Here is a 16,861-nt window from a genome sequence, read left to right on the forward strand (position 1 = left end):
ATCTTATCATTCCGCATCCCCCTCGGGCTGCCGTCAACCGCGGTTTAAACGCCTTTCCGGTGAGTGTCACTCGCTGGGCTTTTTGAGTTTACAGTTGAGTTATTGAGCCAAAAAAACCTGACCGTCACCATCAAACAACCAGGTTAAAACAGCCAGCAGCACAAAGATTGTGAAGTAGCCTGATATCTATTAAACCGAAAAACGGGATTGTTTTTGAGCGATGCGGCCTGGCTGTTCGCTGATATCTACGGGAAGCCTTACACACAATGAAAGCCGTAAAACCAATGCGCCCAAGCGCAGTTTATCGTCCTTGCCACGGGCAGGGAAAACATCATCCGGATGTCTCCGTTTTGGCGCTAGCCGACATCGGGGTATCCCCGCGTCTGCACCCTAAACCCGAACTGTGGCAACTGCCCCATAAAGTGTTACCGCTCGGCCACTGGGTTAATCATCAGCCCTTCACTCCCCCCACGACGAAAAAGGCATCCCGACGGATACCTTTGCCCCATGGCTGAAAGGTTCGCCGGCTACGGTGGTTTACTCGCCTCAGCCGGCAAAACACCTCTGATACGCATCCTGACCTGCCAGCTAAAAATAATGTCGCTTGCGCCTCCAGTCGGCGCTTTTATTACACAGCCGCTTCATTTCTGCCCATAAAAAGCTCAAAGAGGATATTGTGAAAACACGGATTACCTTAACGCTGTTGACCGCCCTGACGCTTGCCGGCTGCTCCACCCCGCCACCACCACCACCGGTACTCGATAACAACGCCCTGATCAGCAGCGAAGTGGACGGTGTAAAACTGCAGCACCGCGTCGCCATCACAGCTCCCCAACAGTTCAAACCCATAGGCAAGGAATACCGCAGTCTGTACGCCGCCAGCATCATGAGCAGCCCCGGCTACAACGGCACTCCGGTCGGTAGCCTGGACAATGCCGCCGCTTTCTATGCGTTGGGTGAAGTAGAAAACCACTGGCTGGCAATCTCCGAAGTCGACGGAGGCGACCTGATGGGGTACATCCAGACCAACGCCGGTGTACCGGCAACGCGTTACAAATCGACGCTGCGTAAAGATTTACCGCGCCGTACCCGTACCGCCCCGCAGGACTGCGTAAAAGTCGGCGGTGACAGCAAGGCCTGTAAAAGCGCCGGCTCTGCCACCTGGATCCTTCAGTAGTTCCCCCCAGGTTGACGAGACTTAACATGATAACCACATCCATCACCTCCCGCCGGTGCGGGCTATTGTTCCTGATATTGGGCGCACTGACGCTCAGCGGCTGCATGTCCTCTGCCAAGAGTGTGCCCTCTCGCTACAGCCTGGTCTTTGACGCCGACCGCCAGGTCAATGCCGTAGCCGGTCAACGTCCTGCACCGATTAAAATTCGCGTGCTGCTGCTGCGCTCTGATGCGGAATTTATGGAGGCCGACTTCTTTAGCCTGCAGAGCGATGCGAAAAGCGTGCTGGGAGCCAGCCTGCTGGACAGTGACCAGTTCTTCCTGACTCCGGGCCAGATGGGCAAAAAGCTCAGCGGCCAAAGCACGCTGGAAACCCGATATATCGGCATCATCGCCGAATATCAAAACCTCGATGGCAAAGCCTGGCGCATTTCCTTACCGCTGCCGGAACCGACCGAGACCAATTTTTACAAAGTATGGCAATTCTCGCCGGATGAGCTGGAAGCCCACATCGTCGCAGGCATTAGTGGCCTGCGTACCCTGAAAGATCCCGACTGACCCACCGCTGTGCTGAAGCGAAGTAACCAAAGGTGTGATGATGAAAGATGCTCATAAGGTAGTCTGGACTGAAGGGATGTTTTTACGCCCTCACCATTTCCAGCAGGCGGAAAACTATCTCGAAAGCTACATGCGCAATTGGGGCCAGGCCCACCAGGGTTGTTTTTGGGGTTTCCTCAATCTGGATTTGGATCAGACCCTGCTGCGTCAGGGCAAAATTGCCCTCAACGCTGCCAGCGGCATCATGCCGGACGGCACGCCGTTTCGTTTCTCCGGCGCCCAACAGGCACCCGCCCCGCTGACCATTGCCGAAAACAAGACCGGCGAAAACGTGGTATTGGCCCTGCCGACCTATCGCGCGGGCCGCGAAGACGTGATTTTTCAGGAAGCGCCGGACGCGCTGGCACGCTATCTGGCCTATGAAAACGAAGTCGACGACCTGAACGCCGTCTCGGTCGGCAGCGCAGCACTGCAGTTTGGTCAATTGCGCCTGCGCCTGATGCTGGAAAGCGACCTTAACGCTGAATGGACGGCACTAGGTGTCACCCGGGTGCTGGAAAAACGCGGCGATGCCAGCCTGCGTCTCGATCAGGTGCAAATCCCGCCGATGCTGAACTGTCAGGGAAGCCCGGTGCTGAAAAACTTTATCAACGATTTGCAGGGCCTGTTACAACAGCGCAGCCAACAGATGAGCCAGCGCCTGCTGCAACCGGGACGCGGCGGCAGTTCCGAAATGGTCGACTTCATGCTGCTGCAACTGATTAACCGCCATCTCGGCCAGGTGAGCCACGCTTACCATCTTGATCATCTGCACCCGGAACGCCTGTTCGCCGACTGGCTGCAATTCGCCACCGAACTCGCCAGCTTCTCGGCACAGCGCACGCCGGAAGCCCGACTACCGGTGTATGACCATGACAACCTGGCACTGTGTTTTGGCAAGTTAATGCTGTTACTGCGTCAGGGACTGTCGGTGGTGCTGGAAGACAACGCCATCCAATTGACCCTGGTCGAGCGTTCGCATGGCCTGAACATCGCCACCGTTCAAGACACCAAAATGATGCGCGACTTCGGTTTCGTGCTGGCGGTACGTGCCGACGTGGCCGCCGAAGTGCTGCTGACCCACTTCCCGGCGCAGATGAAGATAGCCCCGGTCACGCGTATCCGTGATCTGGTTCAATTGCAACTGCCGGGCATTGGGCTGCGTACCATGCCGGCCGCGCCACGTCAGATCCCCTATCACGCGGGTTACACCTATTTCGAACTGGAAAAAGGCAGCGACCTGTGGAAACAGATGGAAAAATCCAGCGCCTTCGCCCTGCACCTGGCCGGCGATTTCCCAGGACTGGATATGGAATTTTGGGCGATTCGCAGCCATACGGACCGGTAACTTATGACTCAGGAAAATAGCATGACGCCGACGGGCAACCCGCTGGTAGAGGCCGCCAACCCGTTGCTGAACGCCATCTCGCAAATCCGTCAGTCGGCCACCCACGCCAACCCGGCGCAACTGCGCCAGCAACTGATTGATAAAGTACGTCACTTTGAACTCCACGGGCAGCGCGCCAACCTGCCGTATGAAGTGATTATCGGCGCACGTTATTGCCTGTGCACCGCGCTGGATGAAGCCGCCGCGCTGACCCCCTGGGGCAGCAGTAGCGTCTGGTCCGGCAGCGGATTGCTGGTGACTTTTCACAACGAAACCTGGGGTGGAGAAAAATTCTTCCAACTGCTGGCCAAGCTGTCGCAAAGTCCGCGCGAACATATCCAACTGCTGGAGCTGATTAACTTTTGCCTGCTGCTGGGGTTTGAAGGCCGCTACCGGGTGATGGAGAACGGTCGTTCGCAGTTGGAGACCATGAAGCAGCGCCTGCTGCAACTGATCCGCTCGGTGCGTGGCGGTTATGCCCCACCGCTGTCCCCCAACGCACTGGACTTGCCGGTGCAGCAAAAGCTGTGGCGCCCACTGGTACCGCTCTGGGCCTGCGTGGCGCTGACCGGTTTCCTGGCGTCGTTGCTGTTTATCGCCCTCAACTGGCGTCTGGGCGACAGTACCAGCCCGGTATTGGCCGCCATTTATCAGACCAATCTGCCTCAGGTTGCCATCGGCAACCCGGCACCGGCGGCGCCCCCGACGCTGAGTCTGAAAAGCTTCCTGCGTAAAGAAATTGCCGAAGGCCTGGTGGTGGTGCGTGACGAAGCACAGCAAAGCGTGGTGATCCTGAAGGGTGACGGCCTGTTCGACTCCGCCGCCACCACGGTACGCGGCAACTATATTCCGGTGATTGACCGCGTTGCCGCCGCCATGAACGGCGTCAGCGGCAAGATCCTGGTCACCGGCTACAGCGATAATCTGCCGATCCGCAGCGCGCGCTTCGCTTCCAACTGGGAACTTTCACTGGCCCGCGCCGAGGCGGTCAGCGCCCGGCTGCAGAAACACCTCGATAACCCGCAACGGGTGAAGGCGGAGGGCCGTGGTGAAAGCAACCCGGTCGCACCGAACAATAGCAAAGTGAACCGGGCGCTGAATCGTCGGGTAGAAATTACGCTGTTGGTTGCGCCAGAAAATACCCAGGCGGAAATCAACGGCTTGCCGCAAGGAAACGGAAAGTAATGCTCAGTACGTTATTCTCCATCATCACCAGTCGCCTGTTATGGGGCTTTGCCGGTATTACCGCGCTGGCGTTCATCATCTGGATGATCGGCCCGTTGGTGGCTATCGGCGATTATCGCCCGCTGGAACCGGAACTCAACCGCCAGTTAGCCATCGGCGCTCTCTATCTGATCTGGTTTCTGTGCCGCATTATTCCGCGTATCTACAATGCCTGGCTCAACCGTAGGTTGCTGAGCAACCTGCGTGCCAGCGAGGAAATCCCGGCAGAAAACGGCAAGCCGGTAGCCAAACAGGATGAACTGCTGGCCCAGCGTTTTGATGAAGCGGCGCAATTGCTGAAAAAAGCCCGCTTCGCACCGGGCCAGGGCAACAGCAAGCACCGCTGGATGACTCACTTCAGCCGTCAATATCTTTACCAGCTCCCCTGGTATGTGATCATCGGTGCACCGGGCGCAGGGAAAACCACCGCGCTGGTCAACTCCGGTCTCCATTTCCCGCTGGCAGATCGCTTCGGCAAATCTGCCCTACGGGGTGTCGGAGGAACACGCAACTGTGATTGGTGGTTCACCAATGACGCCGTGTTGCTTGATACTGCCGGTCGCTATACCACACAGGAAAGCCAGCGAGAAGAAGATGCCGACGAGTGGAAAAGCTTCGTCAGCCTGCTGAAAAAATACCGTACCCGTCAACCAATCAACGGCGTGATGGTGACCATCAGCATCGCCGATCTGTTGAGTGACAGCAGCGATGCCCGTGCCGCGCAGGCCAGCGCGCTGCGTAAACGCCTGATTGAGTTGCATGAGCAGTTGGGGATCCATTTCCCGGTTTACGTATTGGTGACCAAGACCGACCTGCTCAATGGTTTTATGGCCTATTTCAACGGCTTTGATAAGGCGCAACGCGACCAAATTTGGGGATTCACTTTCCCCTATGAGGCTTCGCGTCAGCCGGATTTCAACCTGAACGCCACCTTCGAACAACAATACACCTTGCTGCAGCAACGGCTGGATGCCGCGTTGCCTGAGACTTTGCTGGTTGAACATGACGCCCGCCAACGCGCCGAAACCTATCTGTTTCCGCAGGAATTCGCCGCTCTGCGTCCGTTGCTGAGCCAGTATCTGGATCAGGTGTTTGCCACCTCCAGTTTTGAGACTCGTTTTACGCCGCGCGGCATTTACTTCACCAGCGGCACCCAGGAAGGTCTGCCTTTCGATCGGGTGATGGGCGAACTGAACCGTTACCTGCAATTGCCGACCGCAAACAGCCAACAGCATGCCAACCCGGCCTGGGACAATGTGAACCCGACCGCGCCCATCCCGGCGACCAAGGGCCAAAGCTTTTTCCTGAAAGACACGCTGGAATCGGTAATTTTCCAGGAGTCCGGACTGGCAGGCAGCAACCGCTGGTGGGAATACCGCAACCGCGCCCTGCATTGGGCAGGCTATATCGCGCTGGCGGCTTGCCTGGCGATCCTGGCGATTTTCTGGTTCACCAGTTACAGCAACAACAAGGCCTATCTGGCCGAAGTTGCCGCCAAAGTGCCCGGCGTGGAACGTCAGGGATTGGGTTTGACGCAGTTGGGTAACGGCGACATGTTATCGCTGCTGCCGTTCCTCAACAGCGTGCTGCATTTGCCGGATAGTCAAAACTTCTCGCTGGAAGATCCCCCGTTCACTTATCGCATGGGGCTGTATCGTGGCGATCAGGTCAGCGACGCCAGCGACTCGCTGTATCAGAAAGCACTAAAGGAGTTGCTGCTGCCGCAGGTGGCGCAGCAGATCGCCACTACGCTGCGTAACGACAACCACGGCGATGCCGACTTCAGCTACGAAGCGTTGAAGGCCTATCAGATGTTGTATCTGCCGAAACAGTACGACGGTAAATTCCTGCGCGCCTGGGTAATGCTCAACCTGCAGCGCAACCTGCCGCAGGGCAGTACGCAAAAACAGTTGCAGCAGATTGAGTGGCACCTGAGCCAACTGCTCGACGTGCAGATCCAGGCTTCGCCTTATGCCAAAGATGAACCTTTGGTCGAGCAAGCACAGGCCGCGCTGAACCGTACTCCCCTGTCGCAACGGGTGTACGGCCGCCTCAAGCGCCTGCTGTTGAAACAGACCGAAATCAAACCGGTCAGCCTGGTTGACCTGGCCGGCCCGCAGACCGAACTGGCTTTTTCGCGCAAAAGCGGCAAGCCGGTGACCGACGGTGTACCGGGCCTGTTTACCTCGCAAGGCTACTGGAAAACCTTCAACGACAATATTGATCCGGTGACCGATACCCTGCGTCAGGAAGATGTTTGGGTGCTGAACAGCAAAACGCCGGATCAGAAAAACGCCGATCTGATCAAAACCATTCGCCAACTGTATATGCAGGACTTTATCAGCGCCTGGGATGAACTGTTGGGTGATATTCAATTGGCCAATATTGGCAGCCTGAGCCAGCGCATCAGCAGCGCACGTTTGTTATCCGGCAACCCTTCGCCAATGCGGAACCTGCTGGTCAACGTCAGCAAGAATGTCACCCTGCGCGATGAGAAAAGCGACGCTGATTCCCGCTCATTGCTGGATAAAACCGAGGATCGGCTGAGCCAGAACGCCAACCACCAACTGGAAGCCCTGTTCACCAACCGCCCTGCCAACGCCGACGGCGACGTCTCTGCCCAGCCGGAACAACTGGTGATGGCGCACTTTGCCGCGTTACTGGAACTGGCGCAAAGTCAGGGGGAAGGCAACAAAGCGATCCCGTTCGACAGCGTGCTCAAACAGGTTGATGAGCTATACAGCTACCTGACTGCGGTCCAGGGCGCGGCCAACAGCGGCATGTCGGCCCCGCCGAGCGATATCATCTCTCGCCTGCAGGCCGAATCCGGACGTCTGCCGGTGCCGTTCAAACAGATGCTGCTGTCGCTGGCAATCGGTGCCAGCAGTGACACCCAGCGCAAGGAGATGGAAAACGTCAAGAAACGCATCAGTGTCGAAGTCGGCAGCTTCTGCCGTCAGGCGATCGCCGGACGCTACCCTCTGGCCGCCCGGGCTCGGCAGGAAGTGACGCCGGACGACCTGGCACGTATGTTTGCGCCCAATAGCGGACTGATGGACAGCTTCTTCCGTGACAACTTGCAGGGCAAGGTCGATACCACCCGCGCCAACTGGCGTTTTACCCCTGGCGTCGACGGCAAGACGCTGCCAGGTGGCGAAGGCATCCTGCGTTCATTCCAGCAGGCGCAACGTATTCGTGATGCCTTCTTCGCCAACGGTACCGCCGCGCCGTCTTACCGCGTGACCGTACGACCGGTGCGGATGGATAACGACATCCTCAACCTGACGCTGGATATCGACGGGCAGTTGTTCAAATACAGCCACGGTCCGCAGGTTCCTCTGGTGGTCAGTTGGCCGGGTACCCGCAACACCAATCAGGTGCACCTGCAACTGGCGCTGGCCAACGGCTCCACCGCCAGCCTGGTGACCAGCGGCCCCTGGGCGCTGAACCGTTTGGTGGATACGGCGCAGTCCTCCGCCGGCAGTAGCAGCCTCGGCCGTCAGGCAACCTTTAATCTGGATGGCCACCGCGTCACGTTGGAGTTCACGGCCAACAGTATCCGCAATCCGTTCCAGTTGCCGGCATTCTCCTGCCCGTAGCCCCGAAAGGACAAGATGATGAGCAATGACCCGAGCCCGACCACAAGCATTGGCTGGTATGGCAAGATCCCTTCCGCCGGTGACTTCCTGCAGCGTCGCCTGCCCGACCTGGTGGTCAACAATTGGGCCCACTGGTTTCACAACGGTTTGGTGAACCTGCAACGCAATCCACCAGGGCCGAACGGGCACCCTTTCAGCAACGCCCCGGTATGGAACTTCGTCATTCCGGCCACGCTCGGCAGCCAGTATGTCCAAATGGGCTGCCTGCTGCCCGCCCGTGATCGGGTGGGACGCCATTACCCGATCTGTGCTCTGCGCCTGTTCTGCCAGGAAGACTGGCGAATGCAGCAATTGAACATGGCGGCAGAATGGTACAACCAGCTCGGGCATCGGTTACTGAATGGCGTGCGCAATGGTTTTTCTGCCGAGCAACTCGACCGTTCGTTGCTGGAGATCCCTGTTCTTGCCAGCCCACCCGTTGAGACAGATTCCGAGATCCTGTCGATCATCGGTTTCCAGCATCCGGACGTGCCCGGCCTCGGCTGGCAACAGGCGGCCGACTGCTTCGATCCAGCGCAGTACACCAGTTTCTGGTGGACCAATCAGGCCGATGGGCATCCGCTCTATACCCATGTGCACAGCGGCAACCTTACCGTGCAACTGTTCTCTCTGCTGTTTGAACCCAATGGCTGGGCACGCCCCGGTCGTGGCGGTCACTATCCGCAGATGTTTGATTAACCTCGCCTGTTGAAGGAAATTTTATGGCTATCGACACCCTGTTAGCCCCGGTTGACGCAGAAAATCCCTGCGGCGAAAACCTGGAGTACGACACCGATTTTCTGGCGATGGAGCAGGCTGCCACCGGTAAGAGTGAGCAGCAGTTCGGCAGCACCATTATCCCGGCAGAAGCACCGGACTGGGTGCAGGTGGAGCGACTCGCGACCACGTTGCTGGCGCGCACCAAAGATTTACGGGTGATGCTGTGCCTGACCCGCGCCTGGACGCAACTGCGCGGGCTACAGGGTTACGCCGACGGCCTGATGCTGATCCATCAGGCGCTGGATCGCTACTGGGATACATTGTTGCCACTGCTGGAATTCGACGGCGAGGCCGACCCGCTGTTTCGCATCAACGTGCTGGCCGATCTCGGTGATAAAGCCACGCTGACCGCCAGCGTGCGCGCCGCGCCGCTGCTGAAAGGGGCCGCTGGTGAAATCTCACTGCGTGATGCCGGGGCACTGCTCGACGGCAGCAAGCTGGAGTGTCCTAATTTCCCCGGCGGCCGAGCGCGCCTGCAGGACGAACTGTCGCAACCGGACCGCCCGGAAGCGCAGTTGGTGGTGCACATCGCCGAAACCCTCGGTGCTATCCGCGCGACGGTCATCCGCCATTTGGGGGAAAGCGCCCTGCCGGAAATGCACAACCTGACCAAAATCTTTGCCCTGGTCGCTCAGTTCGGTCAGGGCATCGCCCCGGTTACCGAAACGGCCGAACAGCCAGATGACGTTGCCGCCCAACCCACAAACGCAGCCACAGCGCCATCGGGTGCCACGCTCAACTGGCGCAGTGCACAGATTCAGTCGCGCGATGACGCCCAACTGATGCTGGACAAGGTAAAAAGCTATTTTCGTCTTCATGAGCCAAGCCACCCGGCACCGCTGATGATCGACCGGGTACAACGGCTGATTGCACTGGACTTTATGCAAATTATCCGCGATTTGGCGCCCGATGGTCTTAACCAACTGGAGACCATTCTCGGTCGTCCCGATAACGAGGAGAACAACTAGCCGCCGATCCCTTTGTTCTCTTAACGATAGTCATACCTGCATTTGAACCTGACTCTCCAAGCCGGAAGAGGCGCGTTCCCAATCGCCATAAGATGGAGTAAATCATGCCAAACTCGAAATCCCGCAGCGGGCAGAAATTTATCGCCCGCAACCGCGCACCGCGCGTACAGATTGAATACGATGTCGAAATTTATGGCGCAGAGCGCAAAATCCAGTTGCCGTTCGTGATGGGCGTAATGGCCGATCTGGTGGGGAAATCGGTTGATCCGCAACCGAGCGTTGATGAGCGCAAATTCCTGGAGATCGACATCGATAACTTCGATGAACGCATGAAATCGCTAAAACCGCGCGTGGCTTATCAGGTCGACAACACCCTGACCGGCGAAGGCAAGCTGAACATCGACCTGACTTTCGAAAGCATGGAAGACTTCTCCCCTGCCGCGATCGCCCGCAAGGTTGACGCGCTGGACAACCTGCTGGATGCCCGTACTCAGCTTTCCAACCTGCTGTCTTATATGGACGGTAAAAACGGTGCCGAAGAGCTGATCTCGAAGATCTTGCAAAACCCGGCGTTGCTGCAATCCCTGACCGATGCGCCGAAACCGGCTGCAGAAGACGACAACAATCAGCGTGAGGATTAATTGATGAGCAACTCGCCTCAGCAACAAAAAGCGCTGCAGACCACCGAAAGCTTCTCCAGTGATGAATTCAGTGCGCTGCTGAACAAAGAATTTCGGCCTAAGACCGATCAGGCCAAGGAAGCGGTTGAAAATGCGGTAAAAACCCTGGCGCAGCAGGCGCTGGAAAATACCGTTACCGTCTCCTCTGACGCCTACCGCACCATTCAGGCGCTGATCGCCGAAATCGACGAAAAACTGTCGCAACAGGTTAACCAAATTATCCACCACGCCGAATTCCAGAAGCTGGAAGGCGCCTGGCACGGCCTGCACTATCTGGTCAACAACTCCGAAACCGACGAAATGCTGAAAATCCGCTTTATGAGCATTTCCAAGCAGGAGCTGGGCCGCACGCTGAAACGCCATAAAGGCGTGGGTTGGGACCAGAGCCCCATCTTCAAGAAGGTGTACGAGGAAGAGTACGGCCAGTTCGGTGGCGAGCCGTTCGGTTGTCTGGTGGGAGATTACTACTTCGATCACAGCCCGCAGGACGTAGAGCTGTTGGGTGAGATGGCGAAAATCAGTGCCGCCTCCCACTGCCCGTTCATCGCCGGTACCGCACCGAGCGTGATGCAGATGGAGTCCTGGCAGGAGCTATCCAATCCGCGTGATCTGACCAAGATTTTCCAAAATACCGAATACGCCGCCTGGCGCAGCCTGCGTGAATCGGAAGATGCCCGCTATCTGGGCCTGGTGATGCCACGCTTCCTGGCGCGCCTGCCCTATGGCATTCGTACCAATCCGGTTGACGAGTTCGACTTCGAGGAAGAAACCGACGGTGCCAACCACGGTAACTACACCTGGACCAACGCCGCCTATGCCATGGCCGCCAACATCAACCGCTCGTTCAAAGAGTTTGGCTGGTGTACTGCGATCCGTGGGGTGGAATCCGGCGGTGCGGTAGAGAATCTGCCGTGCCACACCTTCCCGAGCGACGACGGCGGCGTGGATATGAAGTGCCCAACCGAAATCGCCATCAGCGATCGCCGCGAGGCCGAACTGGCCAAGAACGGCTTCATGCCGCTGGTGCACCGGAAAAACTCCGACTTTGCCGCCTTTATCGGTGCCCAGTCGTTGCAGAAGCCGGCGGAATACTATGACGCCGATGCCTCAGCCAACGCTCAGCTCTCCGCCCGCTTACCGTATCTGTTCGCCTGCTGCCGCTTCGCGCATTACCTGAAGTGCATCGTCCGCGACAAGATCGGTTCTTTCCGCGAGCGTGACGATATGGAACGCTGGTTAAATGACTGGATCATGAACTACGTGGATGGCGATCCGGCCAACTCCTCGCAGGAAACCAAGTCGCGTAAACCGCTGGCCGCGGCGGAAGTGCAGGTGGAGGAGATAGAAGACAACCCGGGCTACTACAGCGCCAAGTTCTTCCTGCGCCCACATTACCAATTGGAAGGCTTGACCGTCTCCCTGCGTCTGGTATCGAAGCTGCCTTCACTGAAGCAGAACGACGCATCCTGATGTGTTGAAAGTCAGGCCGTGGAAACACGGCCTGATAAAAATAACATGGAGGTAGGATATGGGAGCAAGACCACGATTTCTCGCGGCGTGGACCGCAGCCAAAAACAGATGCATGGCTCAATCCACTTTTGGCGTTGACATGAATACGCTAATTAAACCAGGTCTGCTTTCAACACTCCTCGGTGTTTCATTGCAGTCGCAAGCCACGGATATCCAAGACCCAGTAGCATTTATCAAACAAATGCCTTATTTCCAGGTGGTTAAAGAGCTGGCACTAACTCGCTGTCTGGCGCAGGTTTCCGAATCAGACAAAACCTTCTCTCTTGATGCGGCCAGAACCGCCAATGCGATGAGAGAATGGATGCCGTTTGATATCGAATCCGGTGATGAGAAAGTGAATACTCTCATCGATAAGTTCAAATCCAGAGTGAACGCGTCTCACAGCGAGACTAAAAACAGCAGTACAGGGGTAACCTTAAACTGCCTGCGGCTTTATCACAGCCCCGAGCTGGATAAATTATCTCGTGAAGTCATTGTTGGTGATCCTAATCACTCGTGGAATCAGGATAACCCGCAGTAATCAGTATTGGGCCATTGTCTTTTTTAATGATGGCTTGGTAATTAATACCGAAAGCATGCGGTATTTAATGAGGTGCATGGCACAAGGATATTAAATGGTAGTGCATTACCAAACTTTCAATTCCTGCTGCTATTACCTGAATTTTTCAACGTAACGTTAATACTACTGTTAACCCTTAATAAAGAGTGAAGAAACTATGGCTATTGATATGTTCCTGAAAGTTGAAGGTGCCAGCGGTGAATCTAAAGATTCAAATCACAAAGGCTGGACCGACATTACTTCTTTCTCCTGGGGCGCTTCTCAACCAGGCAACATGAGCGTGGGTGGTGGCGGCGGTGCCGGTAAGGTTTGCTTTAACGATCTGCATGTCAATGCGCTGGTCGACAAATCAACCCCGGCGCTGCTGAAACACTGCTCCAGCGGTAAACACCTGACCAAGATTGAACTGTCAGTCTGTAAAGCCGGTGGCAGCCAGGTTGAATACGTCAAAATCACCCTGGACGACGTACTGGTCACTGCCGTGCAATACACCGGTGCCGGCGGTGAAGACACTGTAGGCGTGACTTACTCGTTCCAGGCGTCGAAAGTGAAACAGCAGTACTGGGAGCAGAGCGATAAAGGCGGCAAAGGCGCAGAAAGCAGCGCAGGTTGGAATATCAAGGAAAACCGCGAAGCTTAATCTTTCCATAAAGATGCCCCTGATTATGGGGCATCTCCTAACATAGGACGTTATGATGAATCGCCCCTCTTTCCAACAAGCCTGGCAACGTTTTAATGAAATAAATCTGGATATTGTTGAGGTCGGTAAAAAAATTGGCGGGAATGTTGGCGTCAATATTGAACTAGGCATTAATGACCCATTACAAGGTTTCACCAATGCCTGCGCTATACGTATGAGTTACACACTTAACTATTCAGGTTTCAAAGTTGAACGTGGTTCCTGGAAAACCGTCTCAGGGAAAGATAAGAACTGGTACATATATCGAGTCAGGGACGTTATTAATTTCTTGTCTTATAAATTTGGCAAACCTGATAGAACTATCAAAAACCCAACACCAAGTGATTTTTCAAATAATAGAGGCATATTAGTATTCACTGTGCCGGGGTGGAATGATGCCAGTGGACATGCAACACTGTGGAACGGAACCATCTGCTCAGATCATTGCTATTTCCCAAAGGCAAGCGAGGCTTCAATATGGCTGTTAAAATAAAACTAATTGGCATTATTTCCATTTTTGCATTCACATGCTTTCATACTGCCAATGCTAAAGAAAAATACTCCTCTGAAGATTATTTGAAAAACTACGCACTTAGCGTCTGTATTGCCGAAGGCTATTCAGCTGCAGAGGTGAAAAATGACGCCGCGGCCGCCGCTCGAGGTTATACCGAGTTTGGTAATTACTCCCTTGAAGCGCACACCGCAGTTCGTAATCTCGCCAAACAGTTTTTAGCACGTCAATACGACAGCATGTCTGGCGAACCGATGACGATGGCAAAATGTATCGACCTTTACCATAGCCAGGAACTAAAACAAATAATCAGCAAGTACAAAGATAAAGATGACAACTAGGTTTTATAACTGACCTCAAATCCCAATTGACCTTTAAATATTTGCAAAAAACCACAGCATAAACCGGCTTACCAAAATAGCCGCTAATTTTGGTAAGCCAAACACCGAAATAATAACTAACTGCAATATGCCCGTCATACTTTAAGCTGCATTTGTGTTGGCTGCGCCCGCTCACCCCAGTCACTTACCTGAGTAAGCTCCCGGGGATTTACGGCCTTGCCGCCTTAATGCAACTCAAATTATTTAGGGTATACATCCTAATCAGCAGGAATGCCTTATGCGATTTTCTATTGTGAAAAATAAAAGTGGCCAGGTTGCGCCACAGAGTAGCTGCGACTTTTTGCCGCCCGGCGGCACCATTGGCCGTAGCGTGGACAACAACCTGGTGCTGCCGGACGAAGAGCGCGCCATCTCCCGGCTGCAGGCGATCGTACATATTTCTGCTGACGGTGAATGCCGCGTGACCAACCGCGGTAACGTCACCCGTGTGCTGCTGAACGATATCCCGCTGGAGCGCGGCCGTCAGGTCGAACTGCAGGATGGGGACATTCTCGGCATCGACGATTACCAGATCCAGGTCACCTCCTTACAGCAAGCGGCTGCACCGCAGGCTCAGCCGGCAGTTAAAACCGCCGACACCGCGCCAGTGACTACGCCGGTCGCCAAAGAAAAATCGGCTGCCCCCATCCCGAATGAGATCTGGGACAGCCTGGTAGAAGAGTTCACGCCAGCCGCAGCGGTGAATCCGCGCCCGGCTCCCATCATTAATCAGGACAGCCATCCGCTGCTGGAAACCCCAGAACCTGAGATGAACCCGGCCGATCCGCTGGCGCAATTGGCAGGCGGCGTCGAACTACGTCAACTGCAGTCGCAGCAAACCGATCCGGCAATGTTGTTCAACACCGACACCACCTTCGAACGCGATCCAATTTTGGCCGATACCACCCCGAGTGCACTGTTGGCCGAACAGCGTCCGACCACCAGCCAAGCTGCGCCGATCAAACCCGCTGAGCTGAAAAAAAATGAGCAGGAGCTCGATCCGTTGGCGTTGTTTGGCGGTTCTTCCACTCCCGCATCGCCGGAAGCATTAAACAGCAACGATCCCCTCGGTCTGCTGATGGGCAGTGCCGTCCCTCTGACACAGCCGGAGTTACCCCAGCCACCGTTGCAACAGCCGGCAATGGTAGCTCGCGAGGAAACACCTCAACCCAAAGCCGCGCCGCAGCCGGTCGCACAGCCAACGCCGCTACCGCAACCAGAGCCACAATATTCCCCCCCGGTTCAGCCAACCACCGCTCAGCCGCGTCCGCGTCCGGCCAACCGCCTGGGTATCGATCCGATCGCCTATCAGTCCGCACGCACTCAACATGGTTCAGTAACTAGCGGCGAACGGTTGGAAGGCCCACTGTTGGCGGCACTCCTGCAAGGGGTCGGTCTGGATGATCTACAGCCACAGCCGCACTTTGATGAGCAACAGCTCCGTCAGGCCGGTCGGTTGCTGAGCCTGTTTTCTCAGGGCACTGTCGCTCTGCTGTCTTCACGCTCGATCCTTAAGCGTGGCGTGAAGGCCGAGATGACCATGATCCTCGATGAGGCCAATAACCCATTCAAACTGCTGCCTTCGGGCAAGACGGTGTTGATGCAGATGTTCGGCAGCAAAATGCCGGGGTTTATGCCGCCAGAACAGGCGGTACGTGACGCGCTGATCGACCTGCAGGCACACCAGCTAGGCATGATCGCCGGTATTCGCGCCATCATCGCCGCCATGTTGCAGTCGTTCAACCCGGATCGTCTCGAAGAAGAAGCGCGTAAGGAAGGCGCGGCCCCTCGCCTGTCGCTGCCCGCCAGCCGCAAGGCGGCCCTGTGGGATTACTTCGTAAAAAGCTATCAGCAGACCTCTGGCGAAATCGAGGACGACTTCCACACCCTGTTCGGCGAAGCCTTCCTGCACGCCTATGACGTTGAAGTGAATCAATATAAAGACTCACAGACCCAACCGGATGCGTAATGAATATCACTATAGCCTCTACCTCCAATCAGGGCGGCCGCGCCTCTAATCAGGATCAGACCGGCGAAGTGGTCGGCAACCGCGCAGCCTGTTTCGTGGTTTGTGACGGCATCGCCGGTTTTCCCGGCGGGGACATCGCCGCCAAGCTGGCACACGACACCATCCTGCAAAACTTCGACGGTGAAAAGCACCTGAACGCCCAGAGCATTCGCCAACACATTTCCAGTGCCAATGCCGCCATCCACCAGCAGCAGCGACAGGCGCATGAGTACAGCAAGATGGGCACCACGCTGGTCAGCCTGTTTATCGATCGTGATTACCAACTGGCCTATTGGGCGCACGCCGGTGACAGTCGTCTGTACCTGTTCCGCCGCGGTTATTTGTATTCGGTCACCACCGACCACAGCCTGATCCAGCAAATGCAGGACGCCGGCTACCAGACCAGCGGCATCAACAGCAATTTGCTGTATTTCGCTCTGGGCCTGAATGAAGAGCGCGACGCCACCTACAGCGACGTGTTGCAACTGGAAGATGGCGACGTCTTTCTGCTGTGCACCGACGGCTTTTGGCACAGTTTTACCCAGTCGGAACTGGAACAATCGCTGCATATGGTCAACTCCCCCAGCGAGTGGATTGCCCTGATGGAGCAAGCATGGAAGAAAAATAATAACAGCGATAACTACAGCGCTATCGCCGTCTGGATTGGCTCACCGCAGGAAACCACCCTGCTGCATTCGCTGGCGGATGCAGAGCGGTTCTTGTCCCGCGACTGAGTCAGGTACA

The 16,861-nt window shown here is 56.1% G+C and carries 15 protein-coding genes; all 15 read left to right on the forward strand.

The window, feature by feature from the left end:
* The first annotated feature begins 676 nt into the window (after nucleotides 1-676).
* The 15 genes from tagV (at nucleotide 677) to QOT07_RS15615 (ending at nucleotide 16,851) form a co-directional block, all read left to right on the forward strand.
* A complete protein-coding gene (tagV, locus tag QOT07_RS15545) occupies nucleotides 677-1,177 on the forward strand; it encodes a type VI secretion system accessory protein TagV (protein WP_099064811.1) in 501 nt (166 codons plus the stop codon).
* Between the two features lie 26 nt (nucleotides 1,178-1,203).
* Nucleotides 1,204-1,734 carry a type VI secretion system lipoprotein TssJ gene (tssJ, locus tag QOT07_RS15550; RefSeq protein ID WP_099064665.1) on the forward strand — a complete coding sequence of 177 codons (531 nt, stop codon included), beginning with the start codon at nucleotides 1,204-1,206 and terminating at the stop codon, nucleotides 1,732-1,734.
* 40 nt (nucleotides 1,735-1,774) lie between these two features.
* On the forward strand, nucleotides 1,775-3,121 hold the full coding sequence (tssK, locus tag QOT07_RS15555) for a type VI secretion system baseplate subunit TssK (protein WP_099064666.1): 1,347 nt from the start codon (nucleotides 1,775-1,777) through the stop codon (nucleotides 3,119-3,121).
* Between the two features lie 21 nt (nucleotides 3,122-3,142).
* Nucleotides 3,143-4,345: a DotU family type VI secretion system protein gene (locus tag QOT07_RS15560; RefSeq protein ID WP_283604369.1), complete on the forward strand. Its 1,203-nt coding sequence runs from the start codon at nucleotides 3,143-3,145 to the stop codon at nucleotides 4,343-4,345.
* On the forward strand, nucleotides 4,345-7,983 hold the full coding sequence (gene tssM / locus QOT07_RS15565) for a type VI secretion system membrane subunit TssM (protein ID WP_283603483.1): 3,639 nt from the start codon (nucleotides 4,345-4,347) through the stop codon (nucleotides 7,981-7,983). The genes QOT07_RS15560 and tssM overlap by 1 nt, the downstream gene beginning before the upstream one ends.
* An 18-nt stretch (nucleotides 7,984-8,001) precedes the next feature.
* On the forward strand, nucleotides 8,002-8,721 hold the full coding sequence (gene tagF, locus QOT07_RS15570; protein ID WP_112349606.1) for a type VI secretion system-associated protein TagF: 720 nt from the start codon (nucleotides 8,002-8,004) through the stop codon (nucleotides 8,719-8,721).
* Nucleotides 8,722-8,744: 23 nt separating this feature from the next.
* Complete coding sequence (gene tssA / locus QOT07_RS15575; RefSeq protein WP_219016541.1) at nucleotides 8,745-9,770, forward strand: type VI secretion system protein TssA; 1,026 nt, start codon at nucleotides 8,745-8,747, stop codon at nucleotides 9,768-9,770.
* Nucleotides 9,771-9,874: 104 nt separating this feature from the next.
* Nucleotides 9,875-10,411: a type VI secretion system contractile sheath small subunit gene (gene tssB / locus QOT07_RS15580; RefSeq protein WP_099064671.1), complete on the forward strand. Its 537-nt coding sequence runs from the start codon at nucleotides 9,875-9,877 to the stop codon at nucleotides 10,409-10,411.
* Nucleotides 10,412-10,414: 3 nt separating this feature from the next.
* Nucleotides 10,415-11,920 carry a type VI secretion system contractile sheath large subunit gene (tssC, locus tag QOT07_RS15585; protein ID WP_085117362.1) on the forward strand — a complete coding sequence of 502 codons (1,506 nt, stop codon included), beginning with the start codon at nucleotides 10,415-10,417 and terminating at the stop codon, nucleotides 11,918-11,920.
* A gap of 139 nt (nucleotides 11,921-12,059) precedes the next feature.
* Nucleotides 12,060-12,500, forward strand: a complete 441-nt coding sequence (locus QOT07_RS15590; protein ID WP_283604370.1) for a T6SS amidase immunity protein Tai4 family protein — start codon at nucleotides 12,060-12,062, stop codon at nucleotides 12,498-12,500.
* A 196-nt stretch (nucleotides 12,501-12,696) separates the two neighbouring features.
* Nucleotides 12,697-13,179 (forward strand): Hcp family type VI secretion system effector, encoded by a 483-nt coding sequence (locus QOT07_RS15595; RefSeq protein ID WP_012145727.1) that lies wholly within the window; start codon nucleotides 12,697-12,699, stop codon nucleotides 13,177-13,179.
* A 52-nt stretch (nucleotides 13,180-13,231) separates the two neighbouring features.
* Entirely contained in the window at nucleotides 13,232-13,711 is a 480-nt protein-coding gene (locus tag QOT07_RS15600) for a type VI secretion system amidase effector protein Tae4 (protein ID WP_135317060.1), read from the forward strand.
* Nucleotides 13,696-14,070, forward strand: a complete 375-nt coding sequence (locus QOT07_RS15605) for a T6SS amidase immunity protein Tai4 family protein (RefSeq protein ID WP_283603484.1) — start codon at nucleotides 13,696-13,698, stop codon at nucleotides 14,068-14,070. Before QOT07_RS15600 ends, QOT07_RS15605 begins: the two co-directional genes overlap by 16 nt.
* A gap of 277 nt (nucleotides 14,071-14,347) precedes the next feature.
* Entirely contained in the window at nucleotides 14,348-16,078 is a 1,731-nt protein-coding gene (gene tagH / locus QOT07_RS15610; RefSeq protein WP_283603485.1) for a type VI secretion system-associated FHA domain protein TagH, read from the forward strand.
* Nucleotides 16,078-16,851, forward strand: a complete 774-nt coding sequence (locus tag QOT07_RS15615) for a PP2C family protein-serine/threonine phosphatase (RefSeq protein WP_099064677.1) — start codon at nucleotides 16,078-16,080, stop codon at nucleotides 16,849-16,851. Before tagH ends, QOT07_RS15615 begins: the two co-directional genes overlap by 1 nt.
* Nucleotides 16,852-16,861: the final 10 nt, after the last annotated feature.

It is taken from the genome of Serratia proteamaculans (genome assembly GCF_949794035.1).
Taxonomy (GTDB): Bacteria; Pseudomonadota; Gammaproteobacteria; order Enterobacterales; family Enterobacteriaceae; genus Serratia; species Serratia proteamaculans.